This window comes from Hymenobacter qilianensis (genome assembly GCF_014489555.1).
In the GTDB taxonomy this organism is placed as follows: Bacteria; Bacteroidota; Bacteroidia; order Cytophagales; family Hymenobacteraceae; genus Hymenobacter; species Hymenobacter qilianensis.
Window position 1 is genome coordinate 355,357 of sequence record NZ_CP060784.1, and the last position, 19,070, is coordinate 374,426.

Sequence of the window (19,070 nt, forward strand, 5' to 3'; positions counted from 1 at the left end):
TCAAGCTGGAAACCTGCGGAGTTATTGCAGCTTTTCTAAACTGGCTTTGATGCGAATGAAGGCTTCGCGCAGCTTCTCATCGGCGGCAGCGGTGCTGAAGCGCATGCAGTTCGGCGCCCCAAACGCCTCACCCGAAACAGCAGCAACGTGCGCGTCATTCAGCAGAAACATAGCCAAGTCGGTAGCGTTTTCGATTGTCTCGCCCTGGGGGGCTTTTTTATCAAAATAGGCGCTCACATCCGGGAAAACGTAGAAAGCACCGGCCGGCGTTGGCGTCTGGAAGCCCGGAATTTCCTTAGCTAACTCCAATACCAGGTCGCGGCGGCGGTGGTAGGCGGTTACCATTTCATCGGCGGAGCTGCGGCCGCCTTCTAGGGCAGCCAGCGCAGCGCGTTGAGCAATAGAGCAGGTACCTGAGGTAATCTGGCTCTGCATTTTCTCACAGGCGCTGGCAATTTCTTTCCGCGCGGCCAAGTAGCCCACACGCCAGCCCGTCATGGCGTAGCCTTTGGAAAACCCGTTTACGGTAATTACCTGGTCTTTAATCTCATCAAACTCAGCTAGGCTCACGTGCTCGCCTTCGAAGTTGATGTACTCATAAATCTCGTCGGCCATGGCAAATACCTGCGGATGGCGCGCTAGTACGGCCGCAATGTCGGCTAGCTCTTCGCGCGAGAATACAGAGCCCGTGGGGTTGCAGGGCGACGAGTACATAATGAGCTTGGTGCGGGGCGTGATGGCCTCTTCTATTTGCGCAGCCGTGGCTTTGTAGTCGTTTTCCAACGAGCCCATCACACGCACCGACACTCCTTCGGCTAGGCGCACCATTTCCTCGTAGCTTACCCAGTACGGAGCTAGCACAATAACTTCCTCGCCGGGGTTCACCATGCTCATCACGGCATTAGCCAAGGCCTGCTTTGCGCCCGTACTCACCACAATGTTTTCGCACTGATACTCTAGTCGGTTTTCACGACGCAGCTTATCGGCAATGGCTTGGCGCAGTTCTACGTAGCCAGGCACGGGCGTATACTTGGTATATCCCTCGTCAAGAGCGCGCTTGGCGGCATCCTTGATGTACTGAGGCGTTTGAAAATCAGGCTCACCAAAGCTCAGGTTAATCACGTTGTGACCCTGAGCGGCTAGCTCACGCGATTTTTTGGCCATCGCAATGGTCTGCGACTCTTGCAGAGCGCTGATGCGATCAGAGAGAAAGGTAGTAGCAAGCGTAGCGGAAGCTGACATAGACTGACGGGCTTTGTAGATATACGAAAGTACGGATTCAAGTTGAACCGTTCTTCAAATGCTACACAACTCTGTTCGTTAGGTCGATACAGCTATTCCTGCCCCAGCCACCGAAAGCGTCGCACCAAGATATTAAGGTCAGTGGAGGGCGTATAATCTTTAGCGTAAAGCAACTCCAAGCGGCGGCGAGTAGCTTCAGGCAGCGGCGCCGCGGCAGTATCGGCAGAGTCAGCAGGAGAAAATACGGCGGGCGTGGTGCGGCGCGAGGCGTCGGCATGGCGCAGGCCCACCCAGGTGCGCTTACCCAATAGAACCCGCAAACAGTTGCGTAAGTAACCTGATTTTTCGCGGGTAAACCATACAAGCAATGGCGCCGCCAGCAGCAAACTCAGGCTCGTGAGTACATCCAGCAAGCGTTTGGTGCGGGCACGTTGGGGCTGAAACAGGTTAAGGGCAATATCGAGGGCGTAGTACTCGCCGGGCGCATCTTTTGAGGAGCTGCCGATGATATACTCACTGTCTTCGGGCAAAATCTTGTAGGCTACCGGCGGGTATTGGGGCAGCCGGATCATGAGGGAAATGATGCGGGTTGCCGACAAATCTTTGCCGCAGAAAATCAGCTCATCCAAGGCATGAATCCGAATAATTTCGTCTAGCTGATGCAGTTGGCCGAGTAAATAGCGGCTTGGTGGGGCAGTTGGGTCGGCTATGGGAGTCACGTGACCTACAATGCGCGCCTGTACTCCGGCCGTTTCAAGTAAGTGGCGCACACGTCGGCTTTCTTCCGCCGAACCCACAATGGCAATTTTTTTCTGGTGGCTTTGCATGAGGCGCAGATTGCGGTGCTGCACCACATGGCTAATCAGTCGCCGGCCAATGAGCGCCAGTATGCTCCAAATGCCCCCAGCAAAATTAAAGCGTTGGAATAGCGGTACGATTCCAGAAAATTGGAGCCGGCCGAAATAAGCACCGTACCAATCACAATGCCCCTAATGATACGCCAGGCACTGAAAGGCTTATCGTAGCTGCCGCTGAGGTAGGCGCAGCCCAGCCACACAAGCACGTAAGCCGGCACTACCACTTGCATCAGCGGCGACGGATAATCGGCCGGCCCCTGCTTCTGATACTCTTCCCAGTAGTTTTTCAGCAAATACATGCCGCCATAGAGCAGGCTCGCATCCAACAGAACAGGTGCAACGCCCGCAAGCACACGGCGCCCCACGGCCATGCCCGCACGCAGCCAGATAGCCAGGTGAATGAGCAAGGAAAAAACGCCGGCCTGATTGGGAGCGAAGTGCTTGCGGGCAAACACAATCATGGCTCTATAAAACACGAACACGTAGTTGACGCTCGTGCGCTTGGTGCTTTCGCCTTTGTAGTGAATGATGCGGGTGCCGGGGAAATAATAGTTTTTCCAGCCGCCGCGCGTGAGCCGGTACGAGAGATCAATGTCCTCGCCGTACATAAAGTAGTCCTCATCGAGCAGGCCCACCGCATCCAGCGCCTTTTTGCGCAGCAGCATAAAGGCTCCGCTCAACACATCTACTTCGTGAGTTTGGTCTTTGTCGAGGTAGCCGAGGTGGTAGCGGCCGAAGGTGCGTGAACCGGGAAACAGGGCCGCTAGCCCAAAAACCTTGTAAAAAGCCACCCGCGGCGTGGGCAAGCCGCGCTTGCTCTCGGGCAAAAACTTCCCTTGGCCATCCAGCATCTTCACGCCCAGCCCGCCGCCCTCGGAGTGATTGTCCAGAAATTCGCAGCAGACGCGGAAGGTATCTTCTTCTACTACCGTGTCGGGGTTGAGCAGCAGGATGTACTCCCCCTGCGCTTGCCGGATAGCCTGGTTGTTGGCCTTGGCAAAACCAGGGTTATGCTTGTTTTCCAGCAGGATAACCTCCGGAAACCGCGCCCGTACCATGGCCACAGAGCCATCAACGGAGTTGTTATCGACCACAAAAACTTCGGCGGGAGCGTCCAGTTTCTCCAAGGCCCGCCGTACCGACAACAACGTCTGGCTCAGGAAATAGCTGACGTTGTAGTTGACGATGATAACGGAGAGCTTCACGGCGGGCGGCAGCGGGAGTAGGAGGGCCGGGGAAAGTTACGGACTAAACAGCATCCCCAGATTCATATTTCTCTTATCGAGGAAGCTGCACTGTGGAATTAGGCAAGAATTGCCCAAATAAAAAAGGCCTGCCGCGCGCGACAAGCCTTTCCAACTAAATCAGGCGGCCAAAAAAGCCCCCCAGAGCAGCTACCGCGCCTGGCGCTGCCGCTCCACAATGCTGCGGCCCAGGGTTATTTCGTCGGCGTATTCCAGTTCGCCCCCAACCGGAATGCCGCGGGCAATGGTGCTGATGTGCACGTCGGGGAACTCGCGGAGCTTGCGCGTGAGGTAGAAAGCGGTGGTATCGCCTTCCATTGTGGGGCTGATGGCGAGGATAACCTCTTTTATTTCCGACTCAGGAATACGCTTGAGTAGAGAATCAATCTGCAAATCGGAGGGGCCAATGCCCTCAATGGGTGAAATAACGCCCCCCAGCACGTGGTACACGCCTTGGTACTGGCTGGTGTTCTCAATGGCAATTACGTCGCGAATGTCAGACACGACGCATACCATGGCATGGTCGCGGAGCTTGTTGGCGCAGATGCTGCACTCTTCAGTATCGGCGATGTTATGACAGGTGTGGCAATAAGTGATTTCGAAGCGCATTTTGGCCAGCGCCTCCGCCAGTGAAGCGGTGCTGTCGCTCTCCGCCTTCAGGAGGTGCAGAGCTAAGCGCAAAGCCGTTTTGCGGCCAATGCCGGGCAGCTTAGAAAGCTCCGCCACGGCGTTTTCTATCAGTTTGGAAGGAAACTCCATCTAGGTTGAATGAGTGAACGGGCGAACGAGTAAGTGGGTGAATGTTTATCGCACTAATAATCACCGACTCACCCTTGCAGCCATTTATAAAATATCGGCCGAGATACCGCGGTCGTGGATGGCGGTGCACATGCCGGCCAGCTCATCGTAGGCGCCGTGCTTTACAGTACACTGACCCTTGTAATGAATCAGCAGGGTGCACTGTTCGGCCTGTTCAGGCTCGTGCCCGCATACGTCGATAAGGGTTTTGATTACATGATCGAAGGTGTTCACGTCATCGTTGTACACGATCAGGTCGCGCACGTCGATGGTTTCTTCGAGCAGTAAAACGTCCTCGTTATAGTCAATCTGCGGCTTGGTGTCCATGGCGCAAAAGTACGGATTATCAAGGAAAAAGGCGCAGATTTGGGCCCGCACCGGCCTAGTATAACCACCACGCGGGCAGATTCGTTTCGGGGGTTATACAATCATTTACCGTGTAGCGCACAGCGTCAGACAAGGCGGCCCGCTTGCCTCTCCTCCCTCCTATGCCCGTTCCCTCCACCGATTTTAAAAAAGCCCTCAAACAGCTCCCCGACAAGGAAAAAGAAGCCTTATTGCTGCGCGCCGTGCGCCGCGATGCGGAACTCTACGAAACATTTGCCTTCGAGCTGCTGCCCGATGTGACCGTGGAGCAGGTGTATGAGCAAACCGCCGACCGCATTCACGAGCTATTCAACGTGGCCGTGACGGGGCGCCTGCTGAATCGTAGCCTGAATAAAGCGCTGAGCAAAGCCACCAAAGAAACCGCCCGCGCCCGCCGCATCACCAAAGACAAGCGCCTCGAAATCGACCTGATTCTGTACACGCTGCGCCTGATTTTTGACAACTATACGGGTCAGTTCGATAGTCCTTACAACGGGTTTTACGTGAGCACCGCCCGCCTGACAACCCGCGCCGTACAGCTCGTGCTCACCAATCTGCACGAAGACCTTTGGCTGGAATACAAATCAGAACTCGATGACTTCCTGACCCAGCTCCACAACCGCAGCAAAAGCCGCAACCTGCGCTTCGATATGCCGCGCGAGTTGGTAATACCAAACTAAAAAAGCCCCCCAGACCAAGTCTGGGGGGCTTTTTTAAGCTTAAGAAATCAGGCTACTTAGTTAGCAGCAACACCATTGCCTTTCTTGGCAATCACGTTGAAGCTCAGCGTGAACTCATCGTAGATGGCTTTGTCGCCGATGCCTTCAAAGAACGACTTCGAGCCGTACTTGATGTCGTACTTAGTTCGGTCGATGGTAGCAACGCCGGTGGCAGCAGCCATACCGTTCTTCACGCCTATCTTGGCGGGGAAGGTGATGGGCTTCGTGATGCCTTTGATGGTCAGGTCGCCGGTGATGGTGGCGTTGTTGGCATCAGCAGCAGCACCTTTGATCGGGGTGATGTTCGTGATTTTGAAGATAGCCGTTGGGTTTTTCTCAACACCGAAGAAGTCATCAGCCTTCAAGTGACCTACCAACTTGCCGTTGCTATCAGCATCCTTTAGGTCGGTTACTTTCAGCGAATTCATGTCAACTGTGAAAGTACCGCCTACAAGTTGGTTGCCGCGCACGATCACGTTGCCTTCTTTGAACTGAACGGTACCGCTGTGCTCACCGGTTACTTTTTTACCTACCCAGCCCAAGGTGCTCAGCTGAGGCTGAACCGCATAAGCGTTGCCAGCAGCTTTGGCAGTGCCGGGAGTAGTTTTCTTAACAGCTGGCTGTTGAGCCATTGCGGGAGCAGTAAACAGGGCAGCAGCGAACAGGGCTGACAGAGCAATTTTTTTCATGATCGGGGAAAGAGAAAAATGGAGAATTAAGCTTGAGTTAACTGAGAGCCGTCAGTCACGGATTTTATCGAGCAGGTCGCTCAGCTGAGCGGCTTCTTCGGGGGTAAGATTATGTAAGCCGGTATTCTGGTGACTAACCACACTTTCCATATTGTGCAGTAGCTCCAGACCAGCCTCGGTAATATGAATATCGACGGCGCGGCGGTTGCTAGGGCACACAGTGCGGGTAGCGTAGTTTTTGGCAACCAACTTATCGACAATGCGGGAGGCGTTACTGGTTTTGTCGAGCATGCGCTCAATGAGCAGATTCACGGTGGCGGGCTTGGGGTGCTGACCACGCAGAATGCGTAAAATATTATACTGAGGCAGCGTGACGTCAAACTCGCGGAAAGCCGCTGCCTGACGCAACTGTATCCAGCCCGTAGTATATATCAGATTGATATGGGCCTTCTGGTACTCGTCTTTGAAAGTGGGCTGCTTGATTTCGTCTTCTATTTTCATGATCGGCGGCGTACTCTTGCCGAATGATGCTACAAATATATGTACATACATTTAATGTTGCAACATAGTTCGCAAGAATATTTTTTATTAGGTATTACAGATATTATTTATCCTCACATCAACTGAGTGTTTAGCAAGCCAGAGCCAAAACCTATAATTCAACGGCAAAGCATAGGCAAAGTCTCTGTAGCCATTTTATAGTTGCATCGTCACAAGCTTAATGGCCTTACTTGTGCTTTTGTTTATTTGAGGCTGATCGGAGAATTTAACAGGCTATCCAGCAAGAGAGTACTTGCCCAAAGCTACTGGCTCTTCATTCACCTGGGAGCAGAAGCACAGATGTTTGGCTACTATACCCCCGACGAAACATCTGTTAGTCCCAACGTATTCTTTCGTTGCCAGTCATGTCAACTGATACTGCTGCATCCTGCCTGAACACCGGCTTTCGGTAGCCCATGTGGCGCAGGAAGTATTCCACGTTTTTACCTACGCCCACATCTGTATGTAGTCGTTGGGATACTTTACCTAACTTTTTTAGGCAAGCACGCTTTTGAGCTTGGTTAGCCTGGCGCAAAGTGGCTTTCCTTCTTATCAATTCTGCTCAGTATGGCAGTCAGTTATGCAATTAATATCTTGGTATTCCGCTGTTATGTATTCGGATGAGGAAAGCAACTAAGTATGAATCATGGTAAATCCATTCTGCCAATTTTATCGCCCATGTCCTGCGCTTCAGCCCTTCATCAGCAATTACATGCTCATGCATGTTCAGTTGGATCCGCGTGCTCCTAGGGTAGTAAATCCTTATCCAACTAACCCAGAGCAATGCTTGTTTTTCTACGCCCGCGACCCGATTGAAGTATTTAATTACAGCAAGCGCCAAGAAATAACCAGCCCGCATAGCGTAATAGTTGGCCCACAGGTAGCGCGCGTAAACCTGCGTATGGGCTACAACCAGCTGACCATCAAGGTGGGTTTTCAGCCTGGGGGGCTTTTTCGGTTGTTCCGTACGCCCATGTGGCAACTCCTCGACCAGACAGTAGATAGCTACGATCTGGTAGGCCGCGAAATCAACCAAGTAAATGAGCAGCTGCGCGAGATAAACGACTATGCGCAGATGATTGTCTTGGTAGAAACCTACCTATTAAGCAAAGTAGCCGCCCACAAAATTGATGCGCACGCGGTAGATAAGGTAGCGCGGCTTATGCTTCAAAGCCATTCGCGGCAGTACTCCTTAGATTGGCTAGCCGACCAAGCCTGCCTGAGCCCTCGACAGTTTGAGAGGAGGTTTTTGGAGCGTATTGGTATGAGCCCCAAGCTATTTATGCGGGTGGTTCGTTTTGCTCAGGCCTACCGCTTAAAGGACCGGCAGCCGGAACTAGACTGGCAGGACATCGTTCATCAGTGTGGCTATTATGACCAGATGCACTTGATCAAGGATTTCAAGCTGTTTGCTGCCGTCACACCTACTATTCTGCTAAAAGAAGAAGCTGCCTCTCCCCTCCGACTCTTTGCGGGCAGCCCATTCTAGATGTCGTTTTTTTACTATTTCCCCCTTGGCTGAGCCTCTACCTTCGATTCATCACTTTTAAAACGATGAAACGATATGAAAAAGCTACTCAGCCTCCTCCTGCTTTTGTGTCTGACCAGTGTCGCTCACGCACAGATCCCTACCACAAAGTATTCAGCCGATGAAAAGGCTGTGCTGCAAGTAAATGAAGGCCTTGCCGAGGCATGGAATAAGCACGACTTAGACCTTTATTTCAGCTACTTCGCTCCTGATGCACAGTGGGTGAATGTAGTAGGCATGTGGTGGCGCAACAAAGCAGAGCACCAATACGCCTTGGATGTATTTATGAAGCTCATGTTCAATAAAACCAAGCATACGATCCTTCACACGGAGGTTAGAATGTTGCGGCCGGACTTAGCTATTGTGCGCCACAACTGGGAGTTGGAAGGCTGGGTAATGCCCGATGGCCGCGACATGAGCGATGTGTCTACCGGCGTAATGACGCTGATTGTGGAAAAGCGAAAGGGGAAATGGCTCGTCATCGACGGACATAACACATCCATTGATAAGAACGCCAAGGATCCCGTACTGACAATGAAGAAATAAGGGTAGTCAGAGATATGAACGCCGCTCGCTAGAATAGCTTAGCGAGCGGCGTTCATATCCTTATTGCTGCGCCTAAACAGTAAGAATATCTTTTGAGAAAAGTTATCTCTCAAGATCAGGCACGGATGTTTGAGCCCGGAGCAAGCCATTTTTCTCCTGCACCAGCCCAAACGGCTCGTCGCGGATAATGATGAACCCGTCTAGGTCACAGACTTGCGCCTGGCTGCTTACCTGAATTGCCCCCCAGATGCCTAGCGTCGTCTCCACCATGCAGCCGATCATCGTATCGAGGCCGTGGGCGCGGGTTTGCTTGAGCAGGCGCAAGCCATTGCGGTAGCCGCCGGCCTTCATCAGCTTCATATTCACACCATGAAATTGCTCAGCAATGTCGGCAAAGTCGGCTTCGTTGGTTACCGATTCGTCGGCGAAAACGGGATACGGCGAGCGGGCGCGCAGGTAGCGGTAGTGGTCGGTGCAGGCGGCCGGCAAAGGCTGCTCTAGCAAGCGCACCGCGAGGCCGGGCAGGGGGGCAATTTTTTCCAGAAACTGTAATAGCGCGTCGGCGTCGGTCCAGGCTTCGTTGCCGTCAATGATAAGCTGGCGGCCTGGGAGGGCGCGCGTCACTTCGCGCAGCAGGTCAAAGCCGCTGGCTTGGTCTACCTTTATTTTAAGGATAGAAAACCGCCCCATATCCTGCTCCCTAATAAACTCTGCCACGTCGCCGGGGGCATTATGGGCAATGTTAAAGCGGTGAGCAAGGAAGCGGCCGGCTCCGGCAAGCCCAACACCGCCGCCACCGACTGCCCCGTGTGCGCGGCCTGCCAGTGCACGTAGGCCGACTCCAGAGCAAAGCTCAACGCGTGCGCTACGGAGTGCTGCTCTAAAAATTCTGTTAGTTCATCCAGCGAAGTTACGTAGGCCAGTCCTTTTGCTACTAACTGCTCAAACTCCGCTTGCAGCCCTTCCGGCGACTCGCCGTAGCGCACATTGGGCGCTGCCTCCCCCCAACCTACCGCTCCGCCAGCTTCCTGCTGCACCCGCACAAGCAGGTTGGTTTTGGCAGTAGAGGCGTTGCGCGATATTTTCCAGGTATAGCGCAGCTGCAGCTCACGCGTTTCGATGGTCCAGAGCATAGGAAGGATATTGGGAGCAGGCCGCCGGCATGGCACGACCAAGCGCAAAGCTACTTTTATAGAGCGCTAAAATCAGCGATGCAGCGCAGTATAAAAAGCCCCCCACCACGATTAATAAACTGCACACTATTCAAACTCTGCAACTGTTGACTGAAAACTTATCTTTGCTGACAATCCCCGGTAACCCCCACCCTATCCTGCATGAAGTTTTCGCGCATTGTTCCGCTCATTCTGATTTTGTCGCTGGTGGCCATTGTGCTCACCGTCCTATCAGCTTATAATATGGTGGCGCTGCCACTCGCCGTGCCCCGCATAGCCCGCTGGCTGGCACTGGCCGCGCTAGTAGTGTATGGGTATCAGCGCCGCTCGCTTACCTTCTGGATAGTAGTCAGCATGTTTGTGGGGGCCGAAATTGGCAATGACTATCCGGTCTTCGCCCAAAGCCTGAAGGTGCTCAGCGACGTATTCCTGCGCTTGGTGAAAACCATTATTGCTCCCCTCGTATTCGCCACATTGGTTGTAGGCATTGCCGGCCACGCCGACTTGAAGCAAGTAGGCAAAATGGGTATTAAAGCCTTGGTATACTTTGAAGTAGTTACCACGTTTGCCCTGTTCATCGGCCTGGCAGCCATCAACTTGAGCAAAGCCGGTGTTGGCATCAGCCAGGCCGGGGCCGATACGAGTGAGAAGCTTCAGGCCGTAGAGCAGTCCACCTCTGACATTATTCTGCACATCTTCCCCGAAAACATTGCCAAGTCGGTAGCCGAAGGGCAAGTGTTACAGGTAGTTGTGTTCGCTATCATTTTCGCCATTGGTTTGGCCATGGTGCACGGCAAGCATCGCCGGCCAATGCTGGAAGTAATGGAAAGCTTGTCGGAAGTGATGTTCAAATTCACTAACGTGGTTATGATATTTGCCCCCTGGGTGTAGGCGGTGCGCTAGCTTATACCGTGGGCAAAATGGGCTTTGCGCCCCTCTTCAACGCGTTCCAGCTGCTGCTCACCCTGTATGTGGCGCTCATTGCCTTTATACTGCTGGTGCTGGTGCCCATTGCCTTTATTGCCCGTATCCCAATCAAGCGCTTCGTGCAGGCTATTGCCGAGCCGGTGAGCATTGCGTTTGCTACTACCAGCTCGGAGGCAGCGCTGCCACGGGCCATGGAAGCGATGGAAAGCATTGGGGTGCCCCGCCGTATTGTGGCCTTCGTAATGCCGACCGGCTATTCGTTTAACCTTGATGGCACTACACTTTACCTTTCGCTGGCGGCCGTTTTTGTAGCGCAGGCGGCGGGCGTGGAGCTGAGCTTTGGTCAGCAGCTGGTAATGGTGTTTACGCTGATGCTTACCAGCAAAGGCGTGGCGGGCGTGCCCCGCGCTTCCCTCGTAATTCTGCTGGCGACGGTGGCCTCCTTCAACCTGCCCTCCTGGCCGGTATTCATCATCCTGGGCATCGATGCCCTCATGGATATGGCTCGCACCGCCGTGAACGTAATCGGTAACTGCCTGGCAACAGCCGTAGTAGCCCGTTGGGAAGGTGAATTTGTAGATAACTACGTAGCCGAACCCATTGACGACCTCGCTGAGGAAGACAGCGCCCTGGCGCAGCATACACACTAATCCTCTATATCCTTAACGGTAGTTTGCTGCTCAAGCAGCACCAAGCATGTTCTTGCTTTATTGAAAAAGTAAAAGAGGCCTCCTTAGAAATAAGAAGGCCTCTTTTACTTAAATGAATGTCGTGCAGCTTATACATAGCCAATCTGGTATTTATTCAACTAAATGTATTATTTATTGAATAAGCATACATTATGCCTTATAATCGGTGCTAAAATTGTCTTATTTTTGATATAGCCATGTGCTTATCGCTCTGAATGACAACGTTTATGAAACACGCTCTACGGTGCTTAACCCTCTTGCTGCTGTCCGGAATTATCCTGTCAGGCTGCAAATCGGCGGATAAAGTATTGTTTAAAGCTTCGTCAGCTAGCCTCACCAGCCGTCTGCCGGCCCTGCAGGTCGATGTTGACAACAGCTTGCTCATGGTGACCGAGGCCACAGAGTATGACGATGCGCGCAAGATGTTTGAGCAGGAGTTAAATCAAAACATCATCGACGCCGGCGACAGCACCAAGTTTGGCTATGTGAAGCTGCAAATAATGGAAGCCTCCGTGTCGCGGCCAGGCCGGGCCTTGCAGGTTTTTCAGATGATGACCTTGCTTACTCCCTCTATGATAGGCATCCCACTCGGCTGGTATTGCAGTCGGGTGAGGGCCGAAGTGCAGCTGTATGATGCTCACGGTGAGCTACTGGGTACTTATGCCGGCACGGGCCAATCATCGGTGCGGGTGGCCATGTACCATGGCTATTCTCAAAGCGACGCCCCCCGCTTGGCCGATGTATTAGCCCTTCGCCATGCCCTCGACCAGATTCGGCCCCAGCTGGAAGTAGACGCCGCCGCCTTGAAAACGGAGTTTGCAAACCGTGGCCCCGTCGAAGTTATCATGGGCCAGACCGTGGCCACCAGTCCTAACTAAAAAAGCCCCCAGCTACGTAACTGGGGGATTTTTTTATAAAAATCGTTGCCTGAATCTTACTCAAAAGCCAACTCCTGGGGCTGTTCGCGCAAGGAGCGTAGCCCCGACAGATCGACAATACTGAACCCCACCTTCGAGAGGATAGGGACCACGACGAATAATAGCTTCTCGGTGAAAGAATCGAGGACACCGATGCCGATGGGCCCCAGCGCCCAGATGACAGGGTAAGCAATCCAGAGAATAGTCAGAAAGCTGAGCGCCTTATTGTAAACAGCAGCCAGTGCGGGGCCCTGGCTATAAGCGCGGCGCCGTAGTGGCCCCAGAGCGTCCACATGATGCCAAGAAAAGCCATTACGCCCAAGCCGTACCACACCCAACGCACAGAGCCGGTAGATAAGTCAGCAATGAGGCCGGTGAGAATCATGAATATATCGGCCAGCACCAGGCCGCCAATAATAACCCGGTCCTTTTTGATGTAATACATGCCCGTGGATGCCAGGGCAAACAACAGCAACGGTGTCGTTACTACCCAGTCGAGGTAGCGGGCGAAATGAGTGGTATCGCCTACTTCGGTGGTGCCTTGGCCTGTAGATAAAGCAAAGTAGGCCGTAGCCGACCACACCGGAATCAGAAAAGCCACCAGATACTCGGCCCGAGGTACGCCACGCCGGTCAGCCAAGCCCCAGTACAGAAATAAAATGGCCCCAGAATCATGCAGACAATATAAATGGAGTAGAGCGTAGTGTCAGTCATAGTAGGAGTTTCGGTTGGTGTGTCTGCTTGCTAATACCCTAGCTTATTTGTATATGTTACAATTTAAATATAATTAATCCTATTTTAACCTCGACCAGGCAAAGCAGATTATTCCCTTTGATTTGTTTGAAAAAGCGTGGGTCCGCATAAATTTCAACCATTGTCCGCTGACTTTATAAAGCCTTGGGGAACATCTGTATTCTCATCTCACCCCTATCTTTACCGGCTATGAGGCGTAAATTATTTACCTGGCTGCTGGGGCTATTTGTAGCCATAGCGGTAAGTGCCTGCTGCGGCAGCGTATCCTGCGAGTGTAACGACACCTTCGAAGATGCGATCTACTTTCAGTTTAACCTCGCTGATTCACAAGGCACCAATGGCTTCCGTCCCGCCGATGTTGATACCGTTGTGTTGGTGCGCTACCCTTACGTTGATCCGTTGGTGCAGCTACCGCCAAACGCGCCCAAAGTGCCCAACGATACCGCCCGCATTATCCGCTCGTTAGATCTGGTGACTGAGCCTATCATACTCAATACTGCCGCCCCTTTCACGGCGGGCGGTGCGCGCAAGCTCGACGCTTACAAGTATCAGCTCTACGTCGTTCGACACTTCCCAGGGACCGCTACTCCTCCCGAAACCGTCTTCTTCTCGCTCGATTCTATTATGCTGGCGGGCCGTTTCGTAGGCGACGGGTGCTGCACCTGCTATCAGAACGAGGGCAAAAAGCTACGCGTGACGAAGGCCGAAAAGCCTGGTACCTCAGGCACTATTTTGGATATAACCCCTGCCGAAGGCGACGAGCCAAAGACTGTTGTGCTTAGCCGCTAAAATATTGGCAATGAACGCGCAACAAGCGGTATTCAGACTTACATATCTTACGTATACTAGCCTTGCCGGGCTAGATATAAATGGCTGCTGTTTGTAAATCAAAAAATCATTATCGGGGTTATACGCTTTATCATGCTGAAAGAATTATCACCCCACGTCGCCACGGCCTTTCCGTTTGCCACGACTCTGAGTCTGGAGCCGCTGATTGCGTATTGGCAAGCCCGCGAGACTGATCCTAATGCGGGTATAGCGCTGCTCGCGCGCTCCATCGGCGAGCAGGTGGCCGCTGCCGAATGGGCCCGCGGCCCCATCCTCGACCATGCTACCATTGAGTGCAACTGCGACTTGGTAGAAACCCTTATGCTGGCCGTCATTCCGGCTGCATCTTTCCAAACGGCTATTAGCGGCGTTATTCCGCCTTTCCAGCGCTACAGCTTCTACCATACGCCACGCTTTGCGGAGGTGCTGCTCAATCCACAGCAGAACATCAAGCAGCCGCTGAACGTGGATGCGCGCACCATGGAAGTATACATGGCGCGAATGGCTTATGCCCTGATTCTGGATAAGATATACGGCGTGCAGCTGCCGATTACGGGCTCTATCACGTTTACAGTACCCGATTATAACATTGGCCTATACCGTCACTACAGTGTCGATTTCGACTCTACATTTCTGGATGTGCGCGTGATTGGTGAGCGCCCCGCGCTTACGTCGGCGCAGCTGGACACGCTGACACACAACCTGCACCGCACCGACTTGTGGCAGGAGCTTTTGCCCCCAGCAGCTTTGAACTGGTAGGTTTTAACATCCTGAACCTGGCTGATGTCACGGAGCAGGAAATTCTCTCGGAGCTGAAGTACGATCTGCTGGAGCGTGATGTTCTGCAAGCCTCCGACCGCCTCGAGCAAATTCAGGAAAAGCTGCGGGTGCTGTTCGGACGCCCTTTCTTGCAGCTCGGCATTGCCGCCTATGACGAGAAGAAAAAGGCGTTTGTAGACTTTGGGCGCAAAATCAACCACAGCTTTCTAACCAAGCAACTAGCTCACCAGGAGGCTGGTAGCGGCTTCCGCCAGATTTACTCTCAGCTCTGGCAAGACCGCCAGCCGCTGGTATTGGAGGACGTAGAGCAGGCCGACATTCCCGAAGATTTGCGCCAGCAGATTCTGGGCATCGGTATTCGCAGCGCAATTCTGGCCTTGCTCCCGTACGGCGACGACACGGTGGGTTTGCTTGAGCTGGGCTCGCCGAATGTGAACGATCTGGATGAGTTTTGCCTGGAGAAGGTTAATCAGTTTGTGCCCCTGTTCGCGGTAGCGGTGAAGCGCAATGCAGAAGAAATTCAGACGCGTGTACAGGCGATTATTAAGGAGAAGTTTACAGCCATTCACCCGACTATGGAGTGGCGCTTCACTGATGCAGCATTGAACCTGCTGGCTAAAGTGGAAGAAGGCAACAAAAACGCTGAGATAGAGCCCATCGTGTTCCATGACGTGTATCCGCTACACGGCTCCAGCGACATTCGCAGCAGCAGCACCGCCCGCAATGACGCTATTCAAGGCGACTTGATCGAGCATCTTACCCTAGCTAATAAGGTACTGAAAAAGGCTTCGGAGTTTCAGGCCTTGCCTATTCTGGACGAGCTCAAGTTTTACGTAACCAAGCACCTACGCCGCTTGCGCCAGGGTATCCTGACCGGCGATGAAGTAAGCATTTTTGAGTCGTTGAAGACGGAGGTAGAGCCCCTGTTCGAATACTTGTCTCAGAATACTCCCGATTTGCGGCCCGTCATTGCCAACTATTGGTCTAATATGGACCCTGATCTGGGCATTCTGTACAAGCGTCGTAAGGAGTTTGAGCAAAGCGTAACGCTGCTCAATGATACCGTAAGCGACTACCTTGATGAGGAAGAGGAAAAGGCCCAGGAGATGTTTCCGCACTACTTTCAGCGCCTCAAAACCGACGGTGTAGAGCACAATATCTACGTCGGTGCTTCGCTGGTAGAGAATAAGCCCTTCGACCTGGTTTTCCTGAAAAACCTGCGCCTGTGGCAACTGCTGGTAATGATAGAAATTACCCGCCGGACTGCGGAGCTTCGTGATAAGCTGCCCGTACCACTAGAAACCACCCAGCTGATTCTCATTCATGGTCAGCCGCTTAACATCCGTTTCCGCCTCGATGAGCGGCAGTTTGATGTAGATGGCGCCTACAACATCCGCTACGAAATTATTAAGAAGCGGATTGATAAGGCCACGGTGCTGGGCACTGGCGAGCGGCTAACGCAGCCGGGCTACATCGCCCTTGTTTACGCGCAGCAGCGCGAGGCCGATGAGTATCTTGAATACCTTGATTATTTGCAGGACCGTGGCCTTTTGGAGCCGGAAGTAGAAGAGCTGGAGCTAGAGGAACTTCAGGGCGTGAAAGGGCTGCTGGCCCTTCGGGTGAAAGTGAAGCTCGGATAATTTATTGGATGGAGAAGCGGGTCTACTCGGCCTCTTCCTCATCTAATAACGCCTCCTCGCGCCACCATAGGTGCAAGCCTGTGCGCAGCAGAATAAGCCACGCCAACCCCGCCGCGAAACCTGCCAGAACATCAGTGAAGTAGTGGACGTGCAAATACACCCGGCTCAGACCAATTACGAAGGCCCAGAACAATAGCGCTGCTGCCCAGGCCGGGTGGCGGCCATGGCGCCATAGCAGCCAGGCCAGACAGCCGTACAGCGCTAACCCAATCATGGAGTGGCCACTGGGAAAGCTGAGTCCATATTGCTGGAACAGAGCACTATCGGGGCGCAGGCGTTGAAAATGGGTTTTTAGCAATTGATTGAGCAGCGCCGCGCCCACAATGGCCCAGAACACTTCCAGGCCTTCGCGCCGGAAATTGCGCAGCGCCAACCCCGAGGGCAGCAGGATGGCGGTGGCCACCAAAAACGGCGCAGAAGCAAAAAATGTAATTCCGCGCATCAGTGGCGTAAGCACGGGCCAATTGGTTCGGTGCGCATCTATCCACTGAAACGCCGCCTCATCCATCGCCTTCGATTCATGCTCAAAGACGATGCGCGTGAGGTAAAAAAACACCACGAATGCCGTTATAAACAACACACTGACCAACACAACTTCTGCGGTCAGCAGCCCTAAGAGCTTCAAAAATCGGGCAGTGAGGTTTTTCATACCGGAAAATAGCGCTTCAACTGCTTTCTTTCCACTATTCTCTTTTCTAAAGAATAGGAAGATCAGCTTTCTAGCCTTCGGGTATAAACAGGAGCCTCATGCTAGTCAAAGCCTGAAATACTACTTCTGGGGGCTTTTTGCTGGCCCGAAAACAAAAAAAGCTGGCCCGAAGGACCAGCTTTTTTGTTGTGCGCTCGGGGAGACTCGAACTCCCACACCTTGCGGAACTGCCGCCTGAAGACAGCGCGTCTACCAATTTCGCCACAAGCGCAGCATTAGCTAAAAGGCACTTTCCTCGTTGGAGGTGCTTTTAACGCTGCAAAGATAGGAGCCGCCGAGGCTTTCCGACAATTCTTTTCTCAAAAATTTCTACTCACTATCCGCCCGTTCTAGCTTGCGGGCTGTTCGTCAAGGGATTGCAAGGGACGACGGAGTCGCTTTTTTGTTTCAAACTCTACGCGCCGCAGCACCGGAATGGCAATTAGCAGCCACACGATACCGGCAGTGAAGCCCGCCAGCACATCGGTGGCGTAGTGCACACGCAGATACACGCGCGTGAGGCCAATAATCAGAATCAGGAGCCCCAGCACACTGATTAGGAGCCAGCGCCAGACCGGGCGGCGCACGTGGGTATACACCAAGTAAATCAAGAGGCCATAAAAGGAGGCGCTGATCATGGCGTGGCCGCTGGGAAAGCTCAGGCCCGACGCGGAGGTAAGCGGCAGCAAGGGCCTGGGGCGATTGTAAAAATTCTTCAACACCAGATTGAGCGAAATACTGCCCAGGGCTACCACCGGAATAAGCAGAGAGTACCATCGGTGACGGCGCAGAAACAGAAACCAGCCAATCAAAGCGAGGGCCACCGTGGTAATGAAATTGCGTGAGGCTAGAAACGTGATGGCTTCAACCCACACCTGCTGCTCGGCTCCCATCAGGTCGCGCGCCCAGCGAAATGCCTGCGCATCGAAGCTGGCCGCATCCTGGTCGAATACTTCCCGGCTGACGGCTAAAAAGACCACCACGCCCACGACCCCTAGCGTGAGCATAATGGCAAATTCGGTGATAAATAATAAGAAGCCCGCCAGCAAGCGGCGCAAAGCATTAGTCATAGAGAATGAGTACGGGTGCTGAAGTGAGTACGCTGCAGACTTTGGTATGTTTACGCAATCCAGGAAAGCACACCCTGAGCACCAGCCCCAGCTAATGGCTGTTCTGGTGGGCTGCAACCTCAGCCGCTTGCTTTCAACAACTACACCATTCACTTCAAACACGGTACCCATCGAACGCAACTCAGCCTCTTTCGATTTTGTGGCGGCGTTCTACGATCCGCTGGCCCGCTTGGTGTTTGGCTCGGCCTTGCAGCGGGCGCAGCAAGCCGCATTGGCATATTTGCTCCCCAGTGCGCCGTCGGTGCTGATTGTGGGCGGCGGCACGGGCTGGGTGCTCTTAGAAACACTAAGATTGCGGCCGGCAGCGCGCATTTTGTACCTGGAAGCCTCAGCGGCTATGCTGCGCAAGTCGCAGGCTTTGCTGCAGCGGCATGCGCCGGCTCACGTGGCGCAGGTTGAGTTCAGGCTTGGTACGGAAGCGGATTTGCCCCCGGCGCTCAGTTTGACGCGCTTATCACCTTTTTTCTGCTCGATTTATTTACTCTGCCTGATCTGAGGCGGCTGCTCCAGCGCTTGCAAGCAGCTAGCCTGCCCGGCGCGACCTGGCTAGTCGCCGATTTTTGTCCCCCAGAAGTGTGGTGGCAACGCGGGCTGCTGACGGTGATGTATGCATTTTTTCGCCTGACAGCGAATATTAAGGCCCGGCGCCTGCCGCCCTGGCCCGAGGAGCTGGCGCGGCTAGGGCTTAGTCGGATAAGTCAGGAGCGTTTTTTTAGCGGGATGATAGAAGCGGCGGCTTTTAGGTTTCCTCTATAATGCCTCCCTGCCCGAAAATTTTTGCCGCTTTTTTCATCCGAAACGCTCTTTGGTGCAAATCAGCAGCATTGGGGGCTTTTTCATTTGAACAGCACAACACATTTTTCGCTTCGGGGTCTGAAAATCACCCATTTTTACCTTTCCAACCTCCCTGTCCACGTACCTGTTCCGATGCATAAAATTGCTACTTCCCTTCTCGTT

19 protein-coding genes, 1 tRNA gene and 2 pseudogenes are annotated in these 19,070 nt (G+C 53.3%); 9 read left to right on the top strand and 13 right to left on the bottom strand.

Translation table 11 applies throughout. The features are described 5' to 3' along the window. Positions 1 to 21 precede the first annotated feature (21 nt). From H9L05_RS01575 to H9L05_RS01595, 5 genes are all read right to left on the bottom strand, one after another. Positions 22 to 1,242 carry a pyridoxal phosphate-dependent aminotransferase gene (locus tag H9L05_RS01575; RefSeq protein ID WP_187732752.1) on the bottom strand — a complete coding sequence of 407 codons (1,221 nt, stop codon included), beginning with the start codon at positions 1,240 to 1,242 and terminating at the stop codon, positions 22 to 24. Positions 1,243 to 1,334: 92 nt separating this feature from the next. Beyond that, a complete protein-coding gene (locus H9L05_RS01580) occupies positions 1,335 to 2,093 on the bottom strand; it encodes a hypothetical protein (RefSeq protein WP_187732753.1) in 759 nt (252 codons plus the stop codon). An 11-nt stretch (positions 2,094 to 2,104) separates the two neighbouring features. After that, positions 2,105 to 3,304 carry a glycosyltransferase family 2 protein gene (locus H9L05_RS01585; RefSeq protein ID WP_187732754.1) on the bottom strand — a complete coding sequence of 400 codons (1,200 nt, stop codon included), beginning with the start codon at positions 3,302 to 3,304 and terminating at the stop codon, positions 2,105 to 2,107. A 189-nt stretch (positions 3,305 to 3,493) separates the two neighbouring features. Next, the gene (recR, locus tag H9L05_RS01590) at positions 3,494 to 4,102 is read right to left on the bottom strand and encodes a recombination mediator RecR (protein ID WP_133273675.1); all 609 of its coding nucleotides are present in this window, start codon (positions 4,100 to 4,102) and stop codon (positions 3,494 to 3,496) included. An 84-nt stretch (positions 4,103 to 4,186) separates the two neighbouring features. Next, positions 4,187 to 4,468 (bottom strand): ATP-dependent Clp protease adaptor ClpS, encoded by a 282-nt coding sequence (locus H9L05_RS01595; RefSeq protein WP_187732755.1) that lies wholly within the window; start codon positions 4,466 to 4,468, stop codon positions 4,187 to 4,189. 161 nt (positions 4,469 to 4,629) lie between these two features. On the opposite strand from H9L05_RS01595, the gene H9L05_RS01600 reads away from it, so the two are divergent. Then, positions 4,630 to 5,187 carry a hypothetical protein gene (locus H9L05_RS01600; protein WP_187732756.1) on the top strand — a complete coding sequence of 186 codons (558 nt, stop codon included), beginning with the start codon at positions 4,630 to 4,632 and terminating at the stop codon, positions 5,185 to 5,187. A gap of 56 nt (positions 5,188 to 5,243) precedes the next feature. On the opposite strand, the gene H9L05_RS01605 is transcribed toward H9L05_RS01600, so the two are convergent. Both H9L05_RS01605 and H9L05_RS01610 read right to left on the bottom strand, forming a co-directional pair. After that, entirely contained in the window at positions 5,244 to 5,915 is a 672-nt protein-coding gene (locus H9L05_RS01605; RefSeq protein ID WP_187732757.1) for a YceI family protein, read from the bottom strand. 51 nt (positions 5,916 to 5,966) lie between these two features. Beyond that, positions 5,967 to 6,416, bottom strand: a complete 450-nt coding sequence (locus H9L05_RS01610; protein ID WP_187732758.1) for a MarR family winged helix-turn-helix transcriptional regulator — start codon at positions 6,414 to 6,416, stop codon at positions 5,967 to 5,969. Positions 6,417 to 7,101: 685 nt separating this feature from the next. Between H9L05_RS01610 and H9L05_RS01615 the strand changes: the two genes are divergently transcribed. Together H9L05_RS01615 and H9L05_RS01620 are read left to right on the top strand one after the other, a co-directional pair. After that, positions 7,102 to 7,944 (top strand): helix-turn-helix domain-containing protein, encoded by an 843-nt coding sequence (locus tag H9L05_RS01615; protein ID WP_308422013.1) that lies wholly within the window; start codon positions 7,102 to 7,104, stop codon positions 7,942 to 7,944. A 75-nt stretch (positions 7,945 to 8,019) separates the two neighbouring features. Further along, positions 8,020 to 8,529 carry an SgcJ/EcaC family oxidoreductase gene (locus tag H9L05_RS01620; protein ID WP_187732760.1) on the top strand — a complete coding sequence of 170 codons (510 nt, stop codon included), beginning with the start codon at positions 8,020 to 8,022 and terminating at the stop codon, positions 8,527 to 8,529. A 102-nt stretch (positions 8,530 to 8,631) separates the two neighbouring features. Here the strand turns inward: H9L05_RS01620 and H9L05_RS01625 are convergent, their stop codons facing one another. Then, positions 8,632 to 9,246, bottom strand: a complete 615-nt coding sequence (locus tag H9L05_RS01625) for an enolase C-terminal domain-like protein (RefSeq protein WP_187732761.1) — start codon at positions 9,244 to 9,246, stop codon at positions 8,632 to 8,634. Then, entirely contained in the window at positions 9,192 to 9,662 is a 471-nt protein-coding gene (locus tag H9L05_RS01630; protein WP_187732762.1) for an enolase-like domain-containing protein, read from the bottom strand. The genes H9L05_RS01625 and H9L05_RS01630 overlap by 55 nt, the downstream gene beginning before the upstream one ends. Before the next feature lie 393 nt (positions 9,663 to 10,055). Between H9L05_RS01630 and H9L05_RS01635 the strand changes: the two are divergent. Both H9L05_RS01635 and H9L05_RS01640 read left to right on the top strand, forming a co-directional pair. Continuing rightward, positions 10,056 to 11,278 (top strand): annotated as a pseudogene (locus H9L05_RS01635) (dicarboxylate/amino acid:cation symporter). A 266-nt stretch (positions 11,279 to 11,544) separates the two neighbouring features. After that, positions 11,545 to 12,195 (top strand): hypothetical protein, encoded by a 651-nt coding sequence (locus tag H9L05_RS01640; RefSeq protein WP_187732763.1) that lies wholly within the window; start codon positions 11,545 to 11,547, stop codon positions 12,193 to 12,195. Positions 12,196 to 12,251: 56 nt separating this feature from the next. Here the strand turns inward: H9L05_RS01640 and H9L05_RS24640 are convergent. Continuing rightward, a pseudogene (locus H9L05_RS24640) lies at positions 12,252 to 12,874 on the bottom strand (bacteriorhodopsin). A gap of 302 nt (positions 12,875 to 13,176) precedes the next feature. On the opposite strand from H9L05_RS24640, the gene H9L05_RS01655 reads away from it, so the two are divergent. The 3 genes from H9L05_RS01655 to H9L05_RS01665 all read left to right on the top strand — a co-directional run bounded on the left by H9L05_RS01655 (position 13,177) and on the right by H9L05_RS01665 (position 16,235). Continuing rightward, the gene (locus H9L05_RS01655; RefSeq protein WP_187732766.1) at positions 13,177 to 13,776 is read left to right on the top strand and encodes a hypothetical protein; all 600 of its coding nucleotides are present in this window, start codon (positions 13,177 to 13,179) and stop codon (positions 13,774 to 13,776) included. A gap of 132 nt (positions 13,777 to 13,908) precedes the next feature. Then, positions 13,909 to 14,574, top strand: coding sequence for a hypothetical protein (locus H9L05_RS01660; RefSeq protein ID WP_187732767.1), 666 nt, complete (start codon positions 13,909 to 13,911; stop codon positions 14,572 to 14,574). Continuing rightward, the gene (locus tag H9L05_RS01665) at positions 14,535 to 16,235 is read left to right on the top strand and encodes a hypothetical protein (RefSeq protein WP_187732768.1); all 1,701 of its coding nucleotides are present in this window, start codon (positions 14,535 to 14,537) and stop codon (positions 16,233 to 16,235) included. The genes H9L05_RS01660 and H9L05_RS01665 overlap by 40 nt, the downstream gene beginning before the upstream one ends. Before the next feature lie 22 nt (positions 16,236 to 16,257). On the opposite strand, the gene H9L05_RS01670 is transcribed toward H9L05_RS01665, so the two are convergent. The 3 genes from H9L05_RS01670 to H9L05_RS01680 all read right to left on the bottom strand — a co-directional run bounded on the left by H9L05_RS01670 (position 16,258) and on the right by H9L05_RS01680 (position 18,053). Further along, the gene (locus H9L05_RS01670; RefSeq protein ID WP_187732769.1) at positions 16,258 to 16,944 is read right to left on the bottom strand and encodes a phosphatase PAP2 family protein; all 687 of its coding nucleotides are present in this window, start codon (positions 16,942 to 16,944) and stop codon (positions 16,258 to 16,260) included. Positions 16,945 to 17,133: 189 nt separating this feature from the next. Further along, positions 17,134 to 17,215: transfer RNA gene (locus H9L05_RS01675), tRNA-Leu, on the bottom strand. 118 nt (positions 17,216 to 17,333) lie between these two features. Next, positions 17,334 to 18,053 (bottom strand): phosphatase PAP2 family protein, encoded by a 720-nt coding sequence (locus tag H9L05_RS01680; RefSeq protein ID WP_187732770.1) that lies wholly within the window; start codon positions 18,051 to 18,053, stop codon positions 17,334 to 17,336. Between the two features lie 46 nt (positions 18,054 to 18,099). Between H9L05_RS01680 and H9L05_RS01685 the strand changes: the two genes are divergently transcribed. Further along, positions 18,100 to 18,609, top strand: coding sequence for a class I SAM-dependent methyltransferase (locus H9L05_RS01685; RefSeq protein WP_187732771.1), 510 nt, complete (start codon positions 18,100 to 18,102; stop codon positions 18,607 to 18,609). The last annotated feature ends 461 nt before the right edge of the window (positions 18,610 to 19,070 follow it).